Source organism: Roseibium sp. (assembly GCF_048261595.1).
Classification (GTDB): Bacteria; Pseudomonadota; Alphaproteobacteria; order Rhizobiales; family Stappiaceae; genus Roseibium.
The window spans coordinates 159,853-180,797 of record NZ_JBLXFW010000002.1 but is presented as its reverse complement, the minus strand read 5'-3'; the positions used below and the strand labels follow the sequence as shown (position 1 = coordinate 180,797).

Sequence of the window (20,945 nt, the reverse complement as noted above, 5' to 3'; positions counted from 1 at the left end):
CAACATGACGATGGCAGCTGAGACGACATCGTTCCTGCAGGTGAGGCAACGGCGCCCTCGGGCAACGGCCGGTTCCATTTCCGCTGGTGCCGTGAAATCGCGCGTGTACGTGGCGATGGCGGCCTTCGTATTTGTCTATCTTGCGATCGGCGGTCGCCTTGTGTTGCTGGCGCAGATGGACGAGGCGCCGAGTTCTGCCTGGATTTCCGCCCAGGATTCGGTTGCGGCATCCCGGCCCGACCTGCTTGACCGGAATGGCGAGATCCTCGCGACCGACATCAAGACGGCATCGCTTTACGCCGAGCCACGCCGGATCCTGGATGTCGATGAAGCAGTCGAGGGTCTGACCAGTGTTCTGCCGGACCTGAATGCCGATGTTATTCGCCGGCGTCTCGACAGTCGCGCCGGGTTCGTCTGGCTCAAGCGTGAACTCGCCCCCGATCAGGCCGATGCAGTTCACAACCTCGGTCTGCCCGGCATTGGCTTCCTGTCAGAAAGCCAGCGGTTCTATCCAGGCGGGTCGACCGCCGGGCACATCGTTGGGTCGGTCAATGTCGATAATGCAGGACTGACAGGGATTGAAAAATACATCGACGGCGAATGGCTCGGGGAGTTGCAGGACCTGGGGTTCGCGTCCGATCGATCGATGGAGCCGGTTCAGCTGGCGATGGACCTGCGCGTTCAGCACGTCGTGCGGGACGAGCTGGCCAAGGCTATGGACCGTTACGACGCAATTGCTGCGGTGGGCATCGTTCTCGATGCCAAGACCGGCGAAGTCGTCGCCATGTCCTCCGTACCCGACTATGATCCCAACGACCGCGCCCAGGCACTTGAGACCGATCGCCTGAACCGTGCCACCGGCGGCGTGTTCGAGATGGGATCCGTCTTCAAGGCATTTACCACGGCCATGGCGCTCGATTCGGGCAAGGTTTCGGTCAATGACAGCTTCGATGCGACGCGGCCGATCCGTGCCGGAGGACGTACGATCTCGGATTTCCACGGGAAAAACCGTATCCTTTCTGTGCCGGAAATCTTCATCTATTCCTCCAATATCGGCACGGCGAAGATGATGCTCGCAGCCGGGATCGAACGCCAGAAGGAGTTCCTTGGGCGTCTCGGTCTGACCAGCCGGCTGTCCACCGAGTTACCGGAAAATGCCTCGCCCTTGTTGCCGCCGAAATGGAATGAGCTGGCGGCCATGACCATCTCCTTCGGCCATGGTATCTCTGTTACCCCGATGCAGACCGCAGTTGCTGCTGCGGCGCTCGTCAATGGCGGCACACTGCTACCGCCGACCTTCCTTCCGCGCTCCGTCGAAGAGGCCAAGTCTTTGGGAACGCGCGTTGTTTCGGAAGAGACCAGCCGCGTCATGCGCTATCTCTTCCGCCTCAACGTGGTGTCCGGTTCGGGAAAGCGCGCCGACGTTCCCGGCTACACGGTGGGCGGCAAGACGGGAACCGCCGAGAAGATCGAGAATGGCCGCTACGTGTCCAACAAGCGCCGCAATTCTTTCCTTTCTGCCTTCCCGATGGATGATCCGCGCTATGTCGTGCTGGTGGTCGTGGACGAGCCCAAGCCGGAACGCGAAGGCATTGGCGCGACGGCAGGCCTCAATGCCGCGCCGACCGTAGGCGCGATCATTCGCAGGGCCGCTCCGATGCTTGGTGTCATGCCCCGCTTCGGGGAGGGGGAACAACCGATCGAAATATCCTATTAAGGGCTAAGGGGACTGGCGGGGTCGCAGCCGAAATCCGGTCCTCTCGAAGCCTAGAGACGACGCACTAACCGGATCGACGTATGACATGCAGCTTGAACAACTTGCCGCGGACCTGACAGCTTCGGAAGGAGCGGACGCGGCAGGGTTTCCACGCCTCTCCATCTCTGGCCTGACGGCAGATAGCCGCAAGGTGGAACCTGGGTTCCTGTTTGCCGCTCTCAAGGGCGCGCATGTCGACGGAACGCGCTTTGCCGCCAAGGCCGTTGAAGCCGGGGCTGTTGCCGTTCTTTGCGCCGATGAGGTTGCCGACGAACTACGAGGTCAGTTGCCGTCGTCCATTGCCATTGTCTCCAGCAGGGAGCCAAGGCGGGCACTGGCCCTCATGGCAGCACGTTTCTATGCAAGGCAGCCGAAGATCACGGTCGCGGTCACAGGTACCAGCGGCAAGACCTCGGTCGCCCATTTCGTGCGTCAGATCTTCCAGTCTGCAGGACATGCTTCGGCCAGCCTTGGAACTCTCGGCACGGTCACGGCGGATGGCCAGAGCTATGGTGGGCTGACGACGCCGGACCCGGTCGCGCTCCACATGGAGCTGAACCGGCTTGCCGAGGCCGGGGTAACCCATGCGGCGCTCGAAGCCTCCAGCCACGGTCTCGATCAGCACAGGCTCGATGGTGTTCGGATCTCGGCGGCCGGCTTCACCAACCTCGGCCGTGATCACATGGACTACCATGCGACTGTCGAGGACTATCTCGAGGCGAAGCTTCGGCTGTTCCGGAACCTTTTGCCAATGGGCGGAACCGTGGTCGTCGACCCGGGTGAGAAATATGCCGACCGCGTGATGGCCGTCGCCCATGAACGCGGCTTGCCGCTGTTCACGGTCGGGGAAACAGGCAAGGACCTGCAGTTGTCCGGGTTGCGTCAATCGGGCTTCGGCCAGGTGTTGACCCTGCAGACGCCTCGCGGCCAGTACTCCCTGACCTTGCCGCTCGTCGGGCGTTTCCAGGTATCGAATGCCCTGATCGCCGCCGGTCTCGCCATTTCCGTCGGACACGAGACCGGCCAGGTTCTCAGAGCGCTGGAAAACCTGAAGGGAGCTCCCGGCCGTCTGGAATTTGCCGGACGGACGAAGACCGGCGCGCTGGTCGTGATCGATTACGCCCATAAGCCGGACGCTCTGGAAAACGCCCTTGCCGCGCTGCGTCCGTTCACGTCCGGAAAACTGTCCGTCGTCATCGGTGCAGGGGGAGACCGGGACGTCGGCAAGCGCCCGTTGATGGGCAAGGCCGCTGCGGCCAGGGCAGACGAGGTCATCGTCACCGACGACAATCCCCGCAGCGAGGACCCGGCCCTGATCCGCAAGGCGGTTCTGGAAGGCGCGCCCGGGGCGATCGAGATCGGGGATCGTGCGGAGGCCATCCGTACTGCCATTTCCCGTCTTGAAACCGGCGACGTCCTTTGCGTTGCGGGCAAAGGTCATGAAACGGGCCAGATTGTCGGCGACACGGTTCTTCCCTTTTCAGATCACGAGGCGGTGGCGGCAGCCATTGCCATGGGAGGCAACTGAATGACTGCGCCGCTTTGGACCCTCGAGGATTTTCTGGCAGCCACGGGCGGGAAAGCCCAGGGCCAGCCCGGTGCCGAGGTGACCGGTATTTCCATCGACAGCAGGACCATCCAGCAAGACGAGGCATTTGTCGCCATCAAGGGTGATCGTTTCGATGGTCACGATTTCGTAGGTGCGGCGATGGAAGCAGGCGCTGCCTTCGCGCTGGTTGCAGCAGATCGAGTTGCCGACTTGCCGGACGATGGCCGATACGTCGTTGTCGAGGATCCGCTTGAGGCCTTGCGGCAACTGGGTGTCGCGGCGCGCGAACGCACCAACGCCCGTATCGTTGCGGTTACCGGCTCTGTGGGCAAGACGGGTACTAAGGAAGCTCTAAGGCTCAGTCTGGAGCGCTCCGGCAAGGTCCATGCTTCGGTTGCTTCGTTCAATAATCACTGGGGGGTACCGCTGACGCTGGCGCGCATGCCTGCCGACACCGAGTATGGCGTCTTCGAGATCGGCATGAACCATGCCGGCGAGATCACGCCGCTGGTGAAGATGGTCCGTCCGCACGTCGCAATCATCACCACGGTTCAGGCGGTGCACCTGGAGTTCTTCGGTTCCGTCGAGAAGATTGCCCAGGCCAAAGCCGAGATCTTTGCAGGTATCGAGCCAGGTGGCGTTGCCATTTTGAACCGTGACAACGCCCAGTTTGACCTGTTGTCCTTCCTCGCGACGACCGCCGGTGTTCCGCGCGTCGTCACTTTCGGCGAAGATCCGCGTGCGAACTCTGTCCTCGAAAAGTTCTCGCAGCAGGCGGGCGGTTCGAGTGTTCAGGCGAAGATCCTGGGCCAGGAAATCACATACAAGATCGGAGCGCCGGGGAGGCACCACGTCAAGAACAGCCTCGCGGTGCTGACTGCGGTTGTCGAACTCGGTGCCGATCTGGCAATGGCCGGCATTGCCCTGTCCGACATGCATGCACCGAAGGGACGCGGTCAGGTAACGCGCCTCGAAATCCCGGGTGGGCATGTCAACCTGGTCGACGAGAGCTACAACGCCAATCCTGCCTCGATGCGTGCGGCAATCTCGGTGCTGGGGGAGACGCCGGTGAAGCGTCCGGGCCGCCGCGTTGCGGTGCTGGGCGACATGCGAGAACTCGGTGCGGACGCCGACGACCTCCATGCAGGTCTTCTCGAGCCGCTGAAACAGGCGGAAATCGACCTTGTGTTCTGTGCTGGCCCGCATATGCATTGCCTTTGGGAACTGCTTCCAAAAGGGATGCGGGGCGCGTATTCGGAGGATGCAGCAGGCCTTGAGGAACTGCTGCTTTCCGACGTCCGCAATGGCGACATCATCATGATCAAGGGCTCCCTGGGCACCCGCATGGGGCCGCTTGTGGAAGCCTTGAAGAAGGAATATCCGCCATCGGAAGAAACCGAGGCGGCTTGAGGACGGCTGAATGTTTTATTTTCTCGGCGAGTTTGCCGACCAGATCTCTGCTCTGAACGTTTTCAGATACATCACTTTCCGCACGGGCGGCGCGATCATGACCGCGCTTTTCTTTGTCTTTCTGTTCGGGCCGAAGATCATTTCCAGCCTGCGCGTGCGCCAGGGCAAGGGGCAGCCGATCCGTGAAGACGGCCCGGAAGGACACCTTCTGACCAAGAAGGGAACGCCCACCATGGGCGGCCTGATGATCCTGTCGGGTGTTCTCGTGGCGGCCCTGTTGTGGTCGGACCTTTCAAATCCGTATGTCTGGATCGTCATCGGGGTCACGGTTGGCTTCGGGCTGATCGGGTTCTACGACGACTACCTCAAGGTGACCAAATCCTCGCACAAGGGCTTCGGCGGACGGGCGCGCCTTGCCATCGAGTTCCTGATTGCCGGTGCGGCGGCCTATGCCGTGACAGCTCTCGACAATCAGCCGTTCTCGACGTCAATCGCCTTTCCGTTTCTCAAGGACCTGACGCTTAATCTCGGCTTGTTCTTCATTCCCTTCGCAGCCTTCGTGATGGTTGGGGCAGGCAATGCGGTCAACCTGACAGACGGTCTCGATGGTCTTGCCATTGTTCCGGTGATGATCGCCTGCGCTTCCTTTGCGCTGATCGCCTATCTGTCGGGCAACGCGGTCTTCGCCAATTACCTGCAGATCCACCACGTGCCGGGAACGGGCGAGCTTGCCGTCATTGCGGGTGCGGTGATCGGAGCCGGGCTGGGCTTTCTCTGGTTCAACGCACCGCCAGCAGCGATCTTCATGGGCGATACCGGTTCGCTGGCCCTCGGCGGCATGATCGGGGCAATTGCTGTCGCCACCAAGCACGAGATCGTCCTTGCGATCATCGGCGGTCTGTTTGTGCTTGAGGCGGTCTCGGTGATCGTTCAGGTCGTCTCCTTCAAGCTGACGGGCAAACGGGTCTTCCGGATGGCGCCGATCCACCATCATTTCGAATACAAGGGATGGACGGAGTCCCAGGTCGTGATCCGCTTCTGGATCATCGCCGTGGTGCTCGCGCTCGTCGGCCTTGCGACCCTGAAGCTGAGGTAAGGCGCTGATGATCCCGGTGACAACCTTCAAAGGCAGGCATGTGGCGCTCTTCGGGCTTGGTGGCTCGGGGATGGTGACCGCTCGGGCGCTTGCCGCCGGGGGCGCTGACGTCACGGTTTGGGACGATGCGCCGGCCAAGGTCGAGGCCGCGCGTGCGGAAGGTTTTACGGCGGAAGACCTTCGTAACGCCGATTGGAGTGTGTTCTGCGCGCTGGTTCTGGCACCGGGCGTCCCGTTGACACATCCGAAACCCCACTGGACGGTGGATCTCGCACGCGATGCCGGGATCGAGGTGATCGGCGACGTCGAGCTGTTCTGCCGTGAGCGCCGGGCCATCTGCCCGGACGCCCCACTGATCGCGATCACCGGCACCAATGGAAAGTCGACCACGACGGCGCTTATCGCGCACCTGCTGAAGGAGCTTGGTGCCGACACACAGATGGGCGGGAACATCGGACGGCCGGTTCTGGATCTGGACCCGCCGGCCCCCGGCCGCCACTTTGTCGTCGAGTGTTCCTCTTACCAGATCGACCTGGCGCCGACCCTCGATCCGGCCATTGGCATTCACATGAACCTGTCGCCGGACCATCTCGACCGGCATGGAACCATGGAGAACTATGCCGCGATCAAGGAGCGGCTGGTGGCGGGAGCGAAAATTGCTGTCGTTGGCGTAGACGACCGGATGTCTTCGGAAATTGCCGACCGGCAGGATCTGGCGCGCATGCCTGTTCGTCGTATTTCCGGCAGCCTCGAATTACCCGATGGCGTCTATGCGCGGAACGGAGCCTTGTACGAGGCGTTCGACGGAACCCAGGTGCGGGTCGCGAACCTTGCGGGCATCGATGCCCTGCGTGGCGCTCACAACGGACAGAATGCTGCTGCGGCCTTTGCTGCTCTCAGGGCGCTCGGCTTTGAAGCGGATGCAATTGCCGGGGCCTTGAAAACGTTCCCGGGCCTTCATCACCGGATGGAACTGGTCGCCCGCTCGGGGCGTGTTCTGTTTGTGAACGACTCCAAGGCGACCAATGCAGACGCGGCCGCCCGTGCATTGGCGAGCTTTGACCGGATCTACTGGATCGCCGGAGGCAAGCCGAAGGCTGGCGGTATTGCGTCCCTGGACGAGTACTTTGGCAAGATCGTGAAGACCTACCTGATCGGCGAGGCCGCTGAAGAGTTTGCACGCACGCTTGACGGCAAGGTCGACCACGTTCACTGCGGCACGCTCGACAAGGCCGTTGCCGCGGCCGCCGCAGATGCTTCAGAGGACGGGGCGGCGGAAATGGCGGTGCTTCTGTCGCCGGCCTGTGCATCCTTCGACCAGTTCCCGAACTTCGAGCTGCGCGGTGAAGCCTTTGCGGCAGCCGTCAACGCACTCGACATGGTCCGGAAAAGCCGGGAGGTCGCCTGATGGTCAGCCGCGCCGATCGAAGCCGTTTTGCCGAGTGGCTCTGGACAGTCGACCACTACCTCCTTGCCGCCTTCATTCTCCTGATGGTCGGCGGCGTGGTGTTGTCGTTTGCCGCCAGCCCCCCGGTCGCAGAACGCCTCGGCGTGGAAACCTTCTACTTCGTCAAGCGTCAGGCGATGTTCCTCTTGCCCGCGCTCGCGGTCATGCTTGCCGGCTCCCTCATGTCTCCGCGACTGGTTCGGCGCGTCGCGTTGCTGGTCTTCGTCGGTTCATTGGTGATGCTGGTGGCGACACTCTTTCTCGGTATGGAGGCCAAGGGGTCGCGGCGCTGGATCTATATCGCTGGCTTCTCGCTGCAGCCTTCGGAATTCTTGAAGCCTGCATTCGTGATCCTTATTGCCTTTCTGCTGTCCGAGTCCGGTCGCCGGCGCGAGGTGCCCGGAGTTCTCTTTGCGGTCCTACTCTTCGTGATGTGCGCCGCGCTTCTGGTTGCGCAGCCCGACTTTGGCCAGACAATGCTGCTCGGCATGGTCTGGGCGGGTCTGTTCTTCCTGAATGGCCTGCCCTGGTTCGCGATTGCCGGGCTTGGCATTGCCGGGGCAGGTGGTCTGGTCGCCGCCTATTTCTTCCTTCCGCATGTGACCGCACGTGTGAACCGCTTCCTGGATCCGAGTTCCGGCGACACTTACCAAATCGACACGGCGATGGAATCCTTCCTCGCCGGGGGGTGGTTCGGCCGGGGGCCGGGAGAGGGAACCGTCAAGCGTATCCTGCCGGACAGCCATACAGACTTCATTTTCGCAGTGGTGGCCGAGGAATTCGGCATCATCGTCTGCCTGTTCATGGTCGCCGTCTTCGCCTTCATCGTGATCCGTGGCCTGAGCCATGCCAGCAAGGATCAGGATGCGTTTGGCCGGCTGGCGACAGCAGGACTCGTCGTGCTGTTCGGTCTGCAGGCGACGATCAATCTGTCCGTGAACCTCAATCTCATGCCGCCGAAGGGCATGACCTTGCCGTTCATTTCCTACGGCGGTTCGTCCCTTTTGTCCTCGGCGATGGTGGCCGGTGCGATCCTGGCATTGACCCGCAAGCGGCCGCGGCCGACGCGCGGCGATATCGTGACGATCAGCCGTCTGTCGCCGTCGAGCCTGATGTAAGTACGTTCAAGAAGACTATGCCGAAGACGATTTTGCTGACAGCCGGGGGCACCGGCGGCCATCTGTTTCCTGCGCAGGCGCTTGCGAGCGAACTGCAGCGGCGGGGCCACGTCGTTGAGCTTGCGACCGATGAACGGGCCGATAAATACGGTTCGGCCTTTCCGGCCCGCCGAACCCACATCATCGCCTCGGAAACCTTGCGCGGGAAGAACCCGGTTGCACTGGCGAAGACAGCATTGAGCCTGCTACGTGGCACGTTGCAGGCACGCGGCCTGGTGAAACAGCTGGTTCCGGACGTTGTCGTTGGTTTCGGGGGTTATCCGACCTTTCCGCCGCTGTTCGCAGCGCGGCTGACCGGCACTCCGTCAATCCTGCATGAGGCCAATGGCGTTATGGGCCGCGCGAACAAGATGTTGGCCAAGGGAGTGACAGCCATTGCCACCAGCGTTCCGCTGAAGGGGTTGGAGAAGGCGCTCGCCGGGAAATGCGTGGAGACCGGCAATCCGGTCCGGGACGCTGTTGCCGAAGTCTCCGGAGCGCCTTATCCGGATCTGAGCGAAGAGAGCCGGTTCGGCCTGCTTGTCTTTGGCGGTTCTCAAGGCGCGCGGTTCTTTTCCGATGTCATGCCGGAAGCGCTGGCGCTTCTGCCGGAAGCCCTGCGCTCGAAGCTTCGCCTAGTCCAGCAATGCCGCCCGGAGGATCTTGCGCGCGTGGGCCAGGCCTATGCCGACCTCAAGGTTGACGCCGAGCTGCATTCGTTCTTCACCGACATGCCCAGGCGCATTGCGGACAGCCATCTTGTGATCTGCCGGTCCGGCGCGTCCTCGGTCAGCGAGCTGACCGTGATTGGCCGTCCCTCCATCTTGGTGCCGCTGCCGCATGCCCTCGATCAGGACCAGATGGTCAATGCAGAGGGGCTGGCCGCAGTTGGTGGTGCATGGCCCATTCGCCAGCAGGACCTGAGCCCGCAGCGGCTGGCGGATGAGCTGGCGCGTCTGATGACGGCGCCTGAAACACTGAAACAGGCGGCAGCTGCCGCACTCGGCGCGGGCAAGCCCGACGCCGTTGCCCGGTTGGCGGACCTTGTCGAACAGGTCGCCGCCGGAACATTCGTTGCTAAAGGAGACGGCGCATGAAAATGCCGCAGGACATCGGCCCGGTACATTTCGTCGGGATCGGGGGCATCGGCATGAGCGGCATCGCCGAAGTGCTGAAGACACTCGGCTATACGGTTCAAGGCTCGGACATGGCGGAGAACGCCAATGTGAAGCGCCTGCGCGACAACGGTATCAAGGTGATGGTTGGTCATGCCGCCGAGAACCTCGGCAATGCCGAAGTGCTTGTCGTCTCGTCCGCGATCAAGAAGGACAATCCGGAACTGGTCGCAGCGCGTGAGCGGTTCATGCCGGTCGTGCGCCGCGCGGAGATGCTGGCCGAACTGATGCGGTTCAAGCAGGCGATCGCGGTCGGCGGTACCCATGGCAAGACGACGACGACCTCGATGATCGCTGCCTTGCTGGATGCGGGGCGGCTTGATCCCACGGTGATCAATGGCGGCATCATCAACGCCTATGGCACCAACGCACGCATGGGCGACGGCGACTGGATGGTTGTCGAGGCCGACGAGAGCGACGGTACCTTCGTCAAGCTTCCTGCCGATGTCGCGGTGGTCACCAATATCGACCCAGAGCATCTTGACCACTATGGCGACTTCGCCGGTGTGCGGGCCGCGTTCCGTCAGTTCGTGGAAAATGTCCCCTTCTACGGGTTCGCGGCGATGTGCCTCGACCACCCGGAGGTGCAGACATTGATCGGTCAGATCGCGGATCGCCGGATCGTCACCTACGGCACCAACCCCCAGGCTGACGTGCGTTATTCCGACGTGTCCATGGACGGCGGGCGCTCGACCTTTACCGTTGTCATCCGCGATCGCCGCAGCGGCGAGACGACGGAAATGAAGAACCTCATTCTGCCGATGCCGGGTCTTCACAACGTCTCAAACGCAACGGCGGCGGTGGCGGTGGCCTCCCAGCTCGGCGTCGGCGCGGATGATATCCGCAAGGGCCTTGCCGAATTCGGCGGCGTCAAACGACGCTTCACCCACACGGGCAGCGCGGGCGGCATCGAAGTCTTTGATGACTACGGTCACCATCCGGTCGAGATTCGCGCGGTGCTTCATGCCGCTCGCGAGTCCTCCAAGGGCAAGGTGATCGCAGTGGTCCAGCCTCACCGCTACAGCCGTCTTCACAGCCTGTTCGATGATTTCTCAAACTGCTTCAACGATGCGGACACGGTGATCGTCGCTCCGGTTTATGAAGCCGGTGAGCAGCCGATCGAAGGTGCACGGCACAGTGACCTCGTTGCCGGTCTGAAAAACCGGGGCCATCGTTCGGTCCACCAGATCGAAGGACCGGACAAGCTGGCCGAGCTCGTTCACGAGATTGCTGAGCCGGGCGACTATGTCATTTGTCTTGGTGCGGGCAACATCACCCAGTGGGCCTATGCGCTGCCCGATGGGTTGAAGCGGCTGCAGGGGGAGGGCGCGTGAGCTTTCCCGATCTGCTCGAGCTGTATCCTGACCTTGCGAGGGGGATCCGCGGAAAACTGACTCCGAACCAGCCGCTGTCTGCGGTGACCTGGTTTCGGGTTGGCGGGCCGGCGCAGCTTCTGTTCCAGCCGGCGGATGAAGATGATCTTGCCGCTTTTCTGACCAAGCTGCCGGAAGACGTTCCCGTCCTGCCCGTAGGGCTCGGCTCCAACCTTCTGATCCGCGACGGAGGTCTGGAGGGCGTCGTCATTCGTCTCAGCGCCAAGGGCTTCGGCGGAATCGAAGAGATCGGCGGGAACCGGCTGAAGGCTGGTGCCGCGGTGCCGGACAAGCGCCTTGCGGAGGTGGCGGCAAAAGCGGGGCTGGGTGGATTTGCCTTTTACACCGGGATTCCCGGCGGTATCGGCGGCGCGCTGCGCATGAATGCTGGTGCGCACGGTACTGAAACCTGCCAGCGCATGGTCGAATTGACGGCGATTGATCGAAAGGGTCAGCGCCATGTTCTGACCAACGCCGACATGGATTACGCCTATCGCCATTCCGGTGCCTCAAAGGACCTCATCTTCACCAGTGCGGTCTTCGAGGGCATTCCGATGAGCGAAGAGGAGATCCGTGCCGAGATGGCCGCTGTCGTGGAGCACCGGGAACGTGCCCAGCCGATTCGCGAAAAGACCGGCGGGTCCACCTTCAAGAACCCGGAAGGGTCTTCGGCCTGGAAAGAGGTCGATGCGGCCGGCTGCCGGGGGCTGACCGTCGGTGGCGCGCAGATGTCCGAAATGCATTGCAATTTCATGATCAACACCGGAACCGCGTCGGGTCACGACCTTGAGCTTCTGGGTGAGACGGTGCGCAAGCGGGTCTTCGAGACCTCGGGTGTTCGCCTCGAATGGGAAATCAAACGGCTCGGCCGGTTCGGCGACGAAGGTCCTGTCGAACCGTTCCTTGGAGCATAGGAGACCAGCCATGACCAGCAAGCACGTCGCCGTCCTCATGGGCGGGTGGGTTAACGAGCGTCCGGTCAGCCTTTCTTCCGGAACGGCCAGTGCCGACGCATTGGAAAAGGCCGGTTACCAGGTCAGCCGGATCGATGTGGACCGGAACATAGCCGCGGTCCTTAGCGAATTGCGCCCGGACGTTGTCTTCAATGCGCTTCACGGTCCCTTCGGCGAGGACGGCTGTATCCAGGGCATTCTTGAGGTCCTCGAGATCCCCTACACCCACTCCGGCGTCATGGCGTCCGCCCTTGCGATGAACAAGGTCAAGGCGAAAGCGGTCATGGCGGCGGCCGGTGTGATGGTTACTCAACACTTAATTGTGAATCGAAACGAAGTGGGCCGGGAACACCCGATGAAGCCGCCTTACGTGATCAAGCCGATCAACGAAGGATCGAGTTTCGGAGTCCTGATCGTGCGCGAAGATCAGGCCTATCCACCACAGCAGCTGACCTCCTCGGAATGGCCGTATCCCGACGTTTTGATGTGCGAGAAGTACATCCCGGGACGGGAGCTGACCTGTGCCGTGATCGGAGACAAGGCTACCGGTGTAACGGAGATCGTTCCGACCGGTGGCGGCTTCTACGACTATGATGCGAAATATGCGGAAGGTGGGTCTAAACACATTCTTCCTGCAAAACTTTCACCGATTGTTTACCAAAAAATACAGACACTGGCATTGGAGGCGCATCACGCGCTCGGGTGCCGCGGTGTTTCGCGGGCGGACTTCCGATTCAACGAACAGGAAGACGGGACCGGAGAGCTGATTTGCCTCGAAGTGAACACGCAGCCGGGCATGACGCCAACCTCTCTGGTTCCTGAACTCGCAGGTCATGAGGGGATGAGCTTCCAGGACCTGGTCAGTTGGATGGTAGAGGACGCAAGTTGCTGTCGCTAAGGCGAAAATTCGAACGAGACTACCTGTCGCCGATGGAAGCCGAACTGGCTCCGCGGGGCCGTGGGGTATCGCGTTTGCATCGCCAGCCGGTTTGGCGGGCGGCAGGTCGCCTTGCCGATCTTCCGCACTGGACCGGTTCCGCTGCGGCTCTCGCCTTTCTTTCGGCCACAATCGCCTACGGTATCGTGCTTGGCGGATATGGCCGTGAAGTCTCCGACGCGCTGCTGTCCGCCGGAGGCCTCGGTATTGAAACCGTGAAGCTCTCGGGTCAGCGCGAAACCAACGAATTCCAGATCATCGAAGCGCTCGAGATCCAGGAAGGTTCTTCGCTTGCCCTGTTCGACGCGGAAGCCGCACGTGAACGCCTGTCCTCGATCGCCTGGGTCAAGCAAGCTTCGGTCATGAAGCTCTATCCGGGAACCTTGCAGGTCCGGATCGACGAAAAGGAACCCTTCGCGCTTTGGCAGCGCGGCTCCGTCGTCTCGATCATCAACAGGGAAGGCGAGGTTATCACCGACGATGTCGATGGCCGTTACGCGAACCTGCTGATGGTCATGAACCATGGTGCGCAGCGCCGGGCTGGTGAAATCATTGCGGCACTCGAGAAAGTGCCGGCGCTTCGCTCGCGCGTCCGGGCGGCAGAGCTGGTTGCCGACCGTCGCTGGGATCTGATGCTTGAAAACGGCATTACGGTTCGCCTGCCCGAGAATGGTGTCGACCAGGCGCTTGCCGACGTCGTCTTGATGGATGAGAAGAACGGCTTGTTGGCAAGGGATATCGTCGCGGTGGATATGCGCCTTGCCGACCGTGTCGTGGTCAGGCTTTCCGATGAAGCCGTCGCCCGGCGAAAGGCTGGCGGGCGCTCGGGAGAGCAGATCGTGAATCTGGAGCGAGACACATGAGCCGGTCCGGATCTTCCCTTTATCTTCCGCGTATGCGCCCCCTTCCGGGGCGACGTGCCGTTGTCATGTCGGTCCTGGATGTTGGCTCGACAAAGATCTGCTGCCTGATCGCCAAGCTCACCCCGCGCGAGGAGAGCAGCGTTCTGGCCGGCCGGTCTCATTCGGTCGAAGTGCTGGGCTATGGCTATCAGCGCTCCCGGGGCATCAAGTCCGGCGTCGTGGTCGACATGGATGCAGCCGAACAGGCGATCCGGCTGGCCGTCGACTCTGCGGAGCGCATGGCCGGTGTGACGGTCGAATCCCTGATCGCCAATGTCAGCTGCGGCCGTTTGCAAAGTGAAATCTTCTCGGCAACTGTCCCGCTCGCAGGCGAGTCCGTTTCCGAAGCCGATATCCAGCGTGTCCTGTCGGCAGGCTCCAGCCATTCGGTCACCGAAGGCCGGGCTGTGACCCATGCGCTGCCGATCTCCTATTCGCTCGACGGCAATCGCGGCATGCGCGACCCGCGCGGCATGATGGGGCAGAAGCTCGGTGTCGACATGCAGGTCGTGACCACGGAAGTCGCGCCGGTGCGCAATCTCGAGCTTTGCATCAACCGCGGCCACCTTCATGTCGAGACAATGGTTGCAACGCCATTCGCCAGCGGACTTTCGACACTGGTCGACGATGAAACCGAGCTGGGTGTTGCCTGCATCGACATGGGTGGCGGTACCACGACGCTTTCTGTCTTCGTCGAAGGCCGCATGGTGCATCTCGACGGGATCGCTGTCGGCGGTCATCATGTCACTACCGATATCGCCAGGGCTTTCGCGACCCGTCTTCAGGACGCGGAGCGCCTGAAAACCCTGCACGGATCGCCTCTTGCCAGCTCTTCGGATGACCGGGACATGCTCACGGTGCCGCCGCTGGAAGCAGACAGCGATCTGCCGAATCAAATCCCCCGTTCGGCGCTGACACGCGTCATTCGCCCGCGGGTTGAAGAAATCCTCGAACTCGTAAGAGATCGGCTTACCGCTTCCGGCTTTGCAGGCCGGGTCGGCAAGCAGATCGTGCTGACCGGCGGAGCCAGCCAGCTTACGGGCTTGAGTGAAGTTGCGCGCCGGGTCCTGGGGCGTAACGTTCGTCTTGGCCGGCCTCTAGGTGTTGCCGGCCTCCCGGAGGCCGCGAAGGGCCCGGCTTTTGCAGCAGCCGTTGGCCTCCTGATCTACCCGCAAGTCGCACAAATCGAGCAGTTCGAGCACAGGAACCGCAGATCCGGCTGGGCGGGGCAATCTGGTTATCTGGCACGTGTCGGCCAGTGGATCAGGGAAAGTTTCTGACGAAATGAGCGCAGGACAGGAAGAGCCGGAAACGGCTGAAGAGATTAGGGAAGCAGAGGGCTCATCCAGAATGGAAGCCCAAGAGGGTCGCGAGGATAACATGACCATCAACCTGAAGATGCCTGACATCCAGGAACTGAAGCCGAGAATCACGGTCTTCGGTGTCGGCGGCGCAGGCGGAAATGCCGTCAACAACATGATCACTGCCGGTCTCCAGGGCTGCGACTTCGTCGTTGCCAACACGGATGCCCAGGCGCTTGCCATGAACCACTCCGAACGTCTCATCCAGATGGGCGTTGCGGTGACCGAAGGTCTGGGCGCTGGCTCCCAGCCGGAAGTCGGTTCTGCGGCTGCCGAGGAAGTGATCGACGAAATCAACGATCACCTGTCGGGTTCGCACATGGTGTTCATCACCGCCGGTATGGGCGGCGGCACCGGTACGGGTGCAGCGCCGGTCATCGCCCGCGCGGCTCGTGAACAGGGTATCCTGACGGTCGGTGTTGTCACCAAGCCGTTCCAGTTTGAAGGCGCACGCCGCATGCGGATCGCCGATTCCGGTATCGAGGAGCTTCAGCGCAACGTCGATACGCTGATCGTCATCCCGAACCAGAACCTGTTCCGGATTGCCAACGCGCAGACCACGTTTGCCGACGCATTCGCGATGGCCGACCAGGTCCTGTACTCCGGCGTTGCCTGCATCACTGACCTGATGGTCAAGGAAGGCCTCATCAACCTCGACTTCGCCGACGTGCGTTCCGTCATGCGCGGCATGGGCAAGGCCATGATGGGTACCGGCGAAGCATCCGGCGAGAAGCGTGCACAGCAGGCTGCGGAAGCTGCCATTGCCAACCCGCTGCTCGACGAATCGTCCATGAAGGGCGCGAAGGGCCTGTTGATCTCCATCACCGGCGGCAACGACCTGACGCTGTTCGAAGTGGACGAAGCCGCTACGCGAATCCGTGAAGAAGTGGACGCAGACGCCAACATCATTCTCGGCGCGACCTTTGACGAGAGCCTCGACGGCGTCATCCGCGTCTCCGTCGTCGCAACCGGTATCGACCGCGAGGTCGAGGCGCTTCTCCAGGGAAAGTCTGAAGCCAAGCCGGTCATCACGACCCGGCCGGTCGAGACCGCTGCCCCGGCACCGGCTCCGGTTGCTGCAAAGCCGAGTGCGGCTGACGTGGCTGCCAAGGCCGTCGCCAGCCTTGAGCGTGAACTCGCCGTTCCGGCCCCGGTCGCCGCTGCAAGCGATCCGGAAGTCGAAATCAAGCCGTTCCGCCCCTCCAATGACATGCTGGCCGACAAGGGGCCGATGGTGAACCTGGAAGAGGAAACCCCGCTCCAGTCCATTGAGGAAGCTCCGGTCAGCAAGCCGTATATTCCGCCGGTTGCCGAGCAGCATAACCCGGCGCCTCGCATGCCGCGTGTCGAAGATTTTCCGCCGATCGCACAGCGTGAAATCATGTCGAAGCAGCCTGAGCCGACAGCTCCGGTCGCACAGGCACCGACCACTGCTCCGGCCGCTCATGCAGGCGAGATGGACTTCGGCGACCATGACGACGAGCGACGCCCGATGGGCCTTCTGCGCCGTCTTGCCAATGGCCTTGGCCGCAAAGAAGACGAGCATGACGAATTGCACCACGAGGCTCCGGCACCGGTAAATGCACCGGTTCAGGCAGCTCGCCCGGCCGCTCCGCGTCCGGTCCAGCGTTCGGCCTCACATGGTGCCGCCGGCCAGCTTGATACGACGGGTCGTGCAGCCCCGAAAGCTCCGGTTGCCATGGACGATGACCAGCTGGAGATCCCTGCGTTCCTGCGGCGTCAGTCCAACTGACGCGACGCGACCTTTTTCCCTAATCGGCGCGGCCCGGCACTTTATGTGTCGGGTCGTTTCCGTTTGGGCATTTTATTTTTTGGATTCAGTCGGTTGCCAATGTGACCAGCGTTACAAAGCGTAATAAAGCTTTATTTCAGGATCCTGCGGGTTGTGGGTATGTTCTGGCCAACTCGTGATCGTTAACGATTTGTAATGGATCAAAGTCCCTATACGCAAAGTTGACGATGCGCAGACCACGAACCGGGCAGTGACATGACACACCATATCGATCGCCAGACAACTCTCGCAGATCAGATTACCCTGACAGGTATTGGTGTTCACTCCGGCAAGCCCGCTTCCATCACACTTGTTCCTGCCGATGCAGGCACCGGTATCGTCTTCCAGCGCACAGACGTAGACGGGGCCGCGGAAATGCCGGCCAACTGGAAGCATGTCACCCAGACTTCGCTCCAGACGGTCCTTGGCAATCCCGGCGAGAACGGCATGTCGACCGTCGAGCATCTTATGGCGGCGCTGAGCGGCATGGGTGTCGACAACCTGATCGTAGAGATCGATGGCCCGGAAATGCCGATCATGGACGGCTCCAGTTCCTATTTCGTCGATGCAATCGATCAGGTTGGGCTGAAGCGGCTGGATCGCGGCCGTCGCTACCTCAAGATCAAGAAGGCGGTCCGGGTCGACAACGGCGGTGCATGGTGTGAGCTGCGCCCCTATGACGGCTCTCATTTCGACATCACCATCGAGTTCGACACACCGCTGATCGGCCGTCAGCGCTTTGCCTCCGACATGAACCCGGACGTGTTTCGCACCGAACTCTCGCGTGCCCGGACCTTCGGTAATGTGAAAGACGTCGAGCAGCTCTGGAAGATGGGCTTTGCGCTCGGGTCTTCCCTGGAGAATTCCGTCGCCATTTCCGATGACAAGGTTCTCAATCCGGAAGGAACCCGCTGGCCAGACGAATTCGCCCGTCACAAGGCACTGGATGCGGTGGGTGACCTGTCTCTCGCAGGTCTTCCGATCCTTGGCCTTTATCGTTCCTACAAGGGTGGTCACAAGATGAACCACTCGATCCTCGTCAAGTTGTTCGAGGACAAGGACGCCTATGAGATCGTCGAGGCACCGGCCTTCCGCGAGGCTGGCCACGCAGAAACCGTCGGTCTCGCCGTTGCCGCATATGGTCCGGACGTTTCCTGATCACTGCGTTGTGGCCCGCCAAAACATCTCCTTGCCACAAAAAAGCTCAAAAAAAACGAGACATGGCTATCGTTGGGCGTGACGGCGGTAGGCGATTTCCGCTAAAGACCTGATGATAAAGATGCCGAGTGAACCCGAAGCACGGCCAATGGGCCAGGTTCCGGGACAAGGAGTGGTTGGGTGAAGTCAATGGATGTACGCCGGACGGGACACGCGGGAGCGCGCGTAACAGCAGCTCTCAAGATTGCGGCTCTGGCGATTCCGCTCGCTTTGGCAGCCTGTTCGTCGAAGGACGATCTGGATGACCTGGCGCTGAACGAGACCCCACCGGAAGTTCTCTACAACGAAGGCCTTGCCTTGCGTGCCCAGGGAAAACTGGCGCCTGCGAGCAAGAAGTTCGAGGAACTCGACAAGCTCTATCCCTATTCCGAATACGCGAAGAAGTCCCTGGTCAACATGGCCTATCTTAACTTCTCTCGTGGCAAGTACACCGAGGCGATCACTGCGGCGAAGCGGTTCCTGACGCTTTATCCCGGCAATGACGATGCAGCCTACGCGCTCTACATCATTGGTCAGAGCTACTACCGCCAGATGCCGGACATCACCCGTGACCAGGCGACCACGGAAAAGGCGGCGGCGGCGTTCAACGAACTGCTGCAGCGCTATCCGGATTCCGAGTACGCACCGGATGCGGAAACCAAGCTTCGTGCCGCCAGCGACCAGCTGGCCGGTAAGGAAATGCAGGTTGGGCGCTACTATCTGAACAAGCGCAATTACATCGCAGCGATCAACCGCTTCAAGGTTGTTGTCCTGAATTACCAGACCACGCGCCATGTGGAAGAGGCACTGTTCCGCCTGACCGAGGGCTACTACGCGCTCGGCGTTGTGAACGAGGCGCAGACCGCTGCTGCCGTTCTGGGTCACAACTTCCCGGACACGCAGTGGTACAAGGATGCCTATTCGCTTCTGAACAAGGGCGGGTATGAACCTTCCGAGGACAGCGGAAGCTGGATCAGCAAGGCATTCAACAAGATAAACGTGCTCTAGCACCGACCGTCTGACCGGAATGTTTTGTTCACGTTTCGTTTTGCTGCTTGTATCTGGCCCTGACCAAACATACCATGCCGGCAACTTCCATCTCTGCCTCGTCTAGATTCGGAGAAAACCGGCCATGCTCGTGACGCTCGCAATTCGCGACATTGTCCTGATTGACCGTCTCGATCTCGATTTCTCTGCCGGAATGTCCGTCCTCACCGGGGAAACCGGTGCGGGCAAATCCATATTGCTGGATTCCCTTTCCCTTGCGATTGGTGGCCGGGGCGATGCGGATCTGGTCCGCCACGGCGAGGATCAGGGACAGGTGACTGCCGTCTTCGACGTGTCCGGCGATCATGCGGTCCGGCAGCTTCTGCGAGAGAACGACGTTGCCGATGATGGCGATGTCATCCTCCGGCGTATCCAGACCGCAGACGGGCGCACGCGCGCTTTTATCAATGACCAGCCGGTCAGCGTCGGCCTCATGCGTCAGGCCGGGAACCTGCTCGTCGAGATCCATGGCCAGCATGACGATCGGGCGTTGGTCGATCCGGAAAGTCATAGGGATCTCGTTGACAGCTTTGCCGGACTGCAGGGCGAGGTCGAAGCGGTGGGTGAGACCTATTCCGCCTATCGCTCCGCAGAAAAGGCCGTGCGGGACCATGCGGCGCGCATCGATGCTGCGCGCAAGGAAGCTGATTACCTGAAAGCTGCCGTCGAGGAACTGACGCAGCTGAAGCCGCAGGCCGGTGAGGAAGAACAGCTGGCCGAGCGCCGCGCCACCATGATGCAGGTGGAAAAGATTGCGGGCGACCTTAACGAGGCCTTTGAAACACTCAATGGCAACGCTTCGCCCATCCCGGAACTGTCGAGCCTCTTGCGCCGCATGGAGCGCAAGGCCGATCAGGTCCCACATCTCCTGAATGCGCCCGTTTCAGCACTGGCGGCGGCTCTTGATCACCTTGAGGATGCCCGGGGTGGTCTTGAGTCCGCATTGCGGGAGACAGACTTCGACCCGCGCGAACTGGAAAGTGTCGAGGAGCGCCTCTTCGCCTTGAGAGCGGCGGGGCGAAAGTTCTCCGTTCCGGTGGAGGAACTTCCTGCTCTGGCCGCGCGCATGAGCGAGGATCTTGCCGATCTGGATGCCGGTGAAGACAAGCTGGCCGCGCTTGAGGCTGCTGCCGTGAAAGCGCGCGAGATCTATGACGCCAAGGCTGCAAAGCTGTCGGCAAAACGAGAGAAGTCTGCCAGGGCGTTGGAGAAGGCTGTCGGCGCCGAGCTTCCGGCATTGAAGCTGGAGCGGGCGCGGTTCATCGTCGAGATCCAGAGCGATCCGGATGCTCGTGGCAGGTCCGGTATCGACCAGATGGAATTCCACGTGCAGACCAACCCTGGCACACGGCCGGGTCCCATGATGAAAGTCGCATCGGGTGGCGAGTTGTCCCGTTTCCTGCTGGCCCTCAAGGTATCGCTGGCTGACAAGGGCTCGGCGCCGACGCTCGTATTCGACGAAATCGATACCGGTGTCGGCGGAGCCGTCGCGGAGGCGATCGGCGTGCGTCTTGCGCGGCTGGCCTCGACGGTTCAGGTCCTGACAGTAACGCACGCGCCGCAGGTGGCAGCGCGTGCTGCCGGACATTTCCTGATTGCCAAGGAAGAGGCGAGCAAGCAGCGCGTTGCGACACGGGTTCGCCGGATCGATGAAGACCATCGCCGCGAGGAGATTGCCCGAATGCTCGCCGGCAGCACGATCACCGACGAAGCGCGCGCAGCGGCGAGCAAACTGATCACCGAAGCCACGGCAGGCTGAACGAGAGAACGCGGCAGCAACTTTCGCTGCCACC

The 20,945-nt window shown here is 61.5% G+C and carries 16 protein-coding genes; all 16 read left to right on the top strand.

The window, feature by feature from the left end:
* The first annotated feature begins 4 nt into the window (after positions 1–4).
* The 16 genes from ACN0SY_RS08165 (at position 5) to recN (ending at position 20,911) form a co-directional block, all read left to right on the top strand.
* The gene (locus ACN0SY_RS08165) at positions 5–1,717 is read left to right on the top strand and encodes a peptidoglycan D,D-transpeptidase FtsI family protein (protein WP_417686199.1); all 1,713 of its coding nucleotides are present in this window, start codon (positions 5–7) and stop codon (positions 1,715–1,717) included.
* 85 nt (positions 1,718–1,802) lie between these two features.
* Positions 1,803–3,284, top strand: coding sequence for a UDP-N-acetylmuramoyl-L-alanyl-D-glutamate--2,6-diaminopimelate ligase (locus ACN0SY_RS08160; protein ID WP_417686198.1), 1,482 nt, complete (start codon positions 1,803–1,805; stop codon positions 3,282–3,284).
* Entirely contained in the window at positions 3,285–4,715 is a 1,431-nt protein-coding gene (locus tag ACN0SY_RS08155) for a UDP-N-acetylmuramoylalanyl-D-glutamyl-2,6-diaminopimelate--D-alanyl-D-alanine ligase (RefSeq protein ID WP_417686196.1), read from the top strand.
* A 10-nt stretch (positions 4,716–4,725) separates the two neighbouring features.
* Positions 4,726–5,811 carry a phospho-N-acetylmuramoyl-pentapeptide-transferase gene (gene mraY, locus ACN0SY_RS08150; RefSeq protein ID WP_417686194.1) on the top strand — a complete coding sequence of 362 codons (1,086 nt, stop codon included), beginning with the start codon at positions 4,726–4,728 and terminating at the stop codon, positions 5,809–5,811.
* 7 nt (positions 5,812–5,818) lie between these two features.
* Positions 5,819–7,219 (top strand): UDP-N-acetylmuramoyl-L-alanine--D-glutamate ligase, encoded by a 1,401-nt coding sequence (gene murD / locus ACN0SY_RS08145; RefSeq protein WP_417686193.1) that lies wholly within the window; start codon positions 5,819–5,821, stop codon positions 7,217–7,219.
* On the top strand, positions 7,219–8,376 hold the full coding sequence (gene ftsW, locus ACN0SY_RS08140) for a putative lipid II flippase FtsW (RefSeq protein ID WP_417686191.1): 1,158 nt from the start codon (positions 7,219–7,221) through the stop codon (positions 8,374–8,376). The genes murD and ftsW overlap by 1 nt, the downstream gene beginning before the upstream one ends.
* Before the next feature lie 17 nt (positions 8,377–8,393).
* Positions 8,394–9,512 (top strand): undecaprenyldiphospho-muramoylpentapeptide beta-N-acetylglucosaminyltransferase, encoded by a 1,119-nt coding sequence (murG, locus tag ACN0SY_RS08135; protein ID WP_417686189.1) that lies wholly within the window; start codon positions 8,394–8,396, stop codon positions 9,510–9,512.
* A complete protein-coding gene (murC, locus tag ACN0SY_RS08130; RefSeq protein ID WP_417686188.1) occupies positions 9,509–10,924 on the top strand; it encodes a UDP-N-acetylmuramate--L-alanine ligase in 1,416 nt (471 codons plus the stop codon). Before murG ends, murC begins: the two co-directional genes overlap by 4 nt.
* Positions 10,921–11,877: a UDP-N-acetylmuramate dehydrogenase gene (gene murB, locus ACN0SY_RS08125; RefSeq protein ID WP_417686186.1), complete on the top strand. Its 957-nt coding sequence runs from the start codon at positions 10,921–10,923 to the stop codon at positions 11,875–11,877. The genes murC and murB overlap by 4 nt, the downstream gene beginning before the upstream one ends.
* A 10-nt stretch (positions 11,878–11,887) precedes the next feature.
* A complete protein-coding gene (locus ACN0SY_RS08120; protein ID WP_417686184.1) occupies positions 11,888–12,814 on the top strand; it encodes a D-alanine--D-alanine ligase in 927 nt (308 codons plus the stop codon).
* The gene (locus ACN0SY_RS08115) at positions 12,781–13,716 is read left to right on the top strand and encodes a cell division protein FtsQ/DivIB (protein ID WP_417686182.1); all 936 of its coding nucleotides are present in this window, start codon (positions 12,781–12,783) and stop codon (positions 13,714–13,716) included. Before ACN0SY_RS08120 ends, ACN0SY_RS08115 begins: the two co-directional genes overlap by 34 nt.
* Positions 13,713–15,035: a cell division protein FtsA gene (gene ftsA / locus ACN0SY_RS08110; RefSeq protein WP_417686180.1), complete on the top strand. Its 1,323-nt coding sequence runs from the start codon at positions 13,713–13,715 to the stop codon at positions 15,033–15,035. The genes ACN0SY_RS08115 and ftsA overlap by 4 nt, the downstream gene beginning before the upstream one ends.
* A 100-nt stretch (positions 15,036–15,135) precedes the next feature.
* Complete coding sequence (ftsZ, locus tag ACN0SY_RS08105) at positions 15,136–16,869, top strand: cell division protein FtsZ (protein ID WP_417686178.1); 1,734 nt, start codon at positions 15,136–15,138, stop codon at positions 16,867–16,869.
* 255 nt (positions 16,870–17,124) lie between these two features.
* The gene (gene lpxC, locus ACN0SY_RS08100; protein WP_417686176.1) at positions 17,125–18,066 is read left to right on the top strand and encodes a UDP-3-O-acyl-N-acetylglucosamine deacetylase; all 942 of its coding nucleotides are present in this window, start codon (positions 17,125–17,127) and stop codon (positions 18,064–18,066) included.
* A 189-nt stretch (positions 18,067–18,255) separates the two neighbouring features.
* Positions 18,256–19,113, top strand: a complete 858-nt coding sequence (locus tag ACN0SY_RS08095; protein WP_417686174.1) for an outer membrane protein assembly factor BamD — start codon at positions 18,256–18,258, stop codon at positions 19,111–19,113.
* A 124-nt stretch (positions 19,114–19,237) separates the two neighbouring features.
* Positions 19,238–20,911, top strand: a complete 1,674-nt coding sequence (gene recN / locus ACN0SY_RS08090; RefSeq protein WP_417686172.1) for a DNA repair protein RecN — start codon at positions 19,238–19,240, stop codon at positions 20,909–20,911.
* Positions 20,912–20,945: the final 34 nt, after the last annotated feature.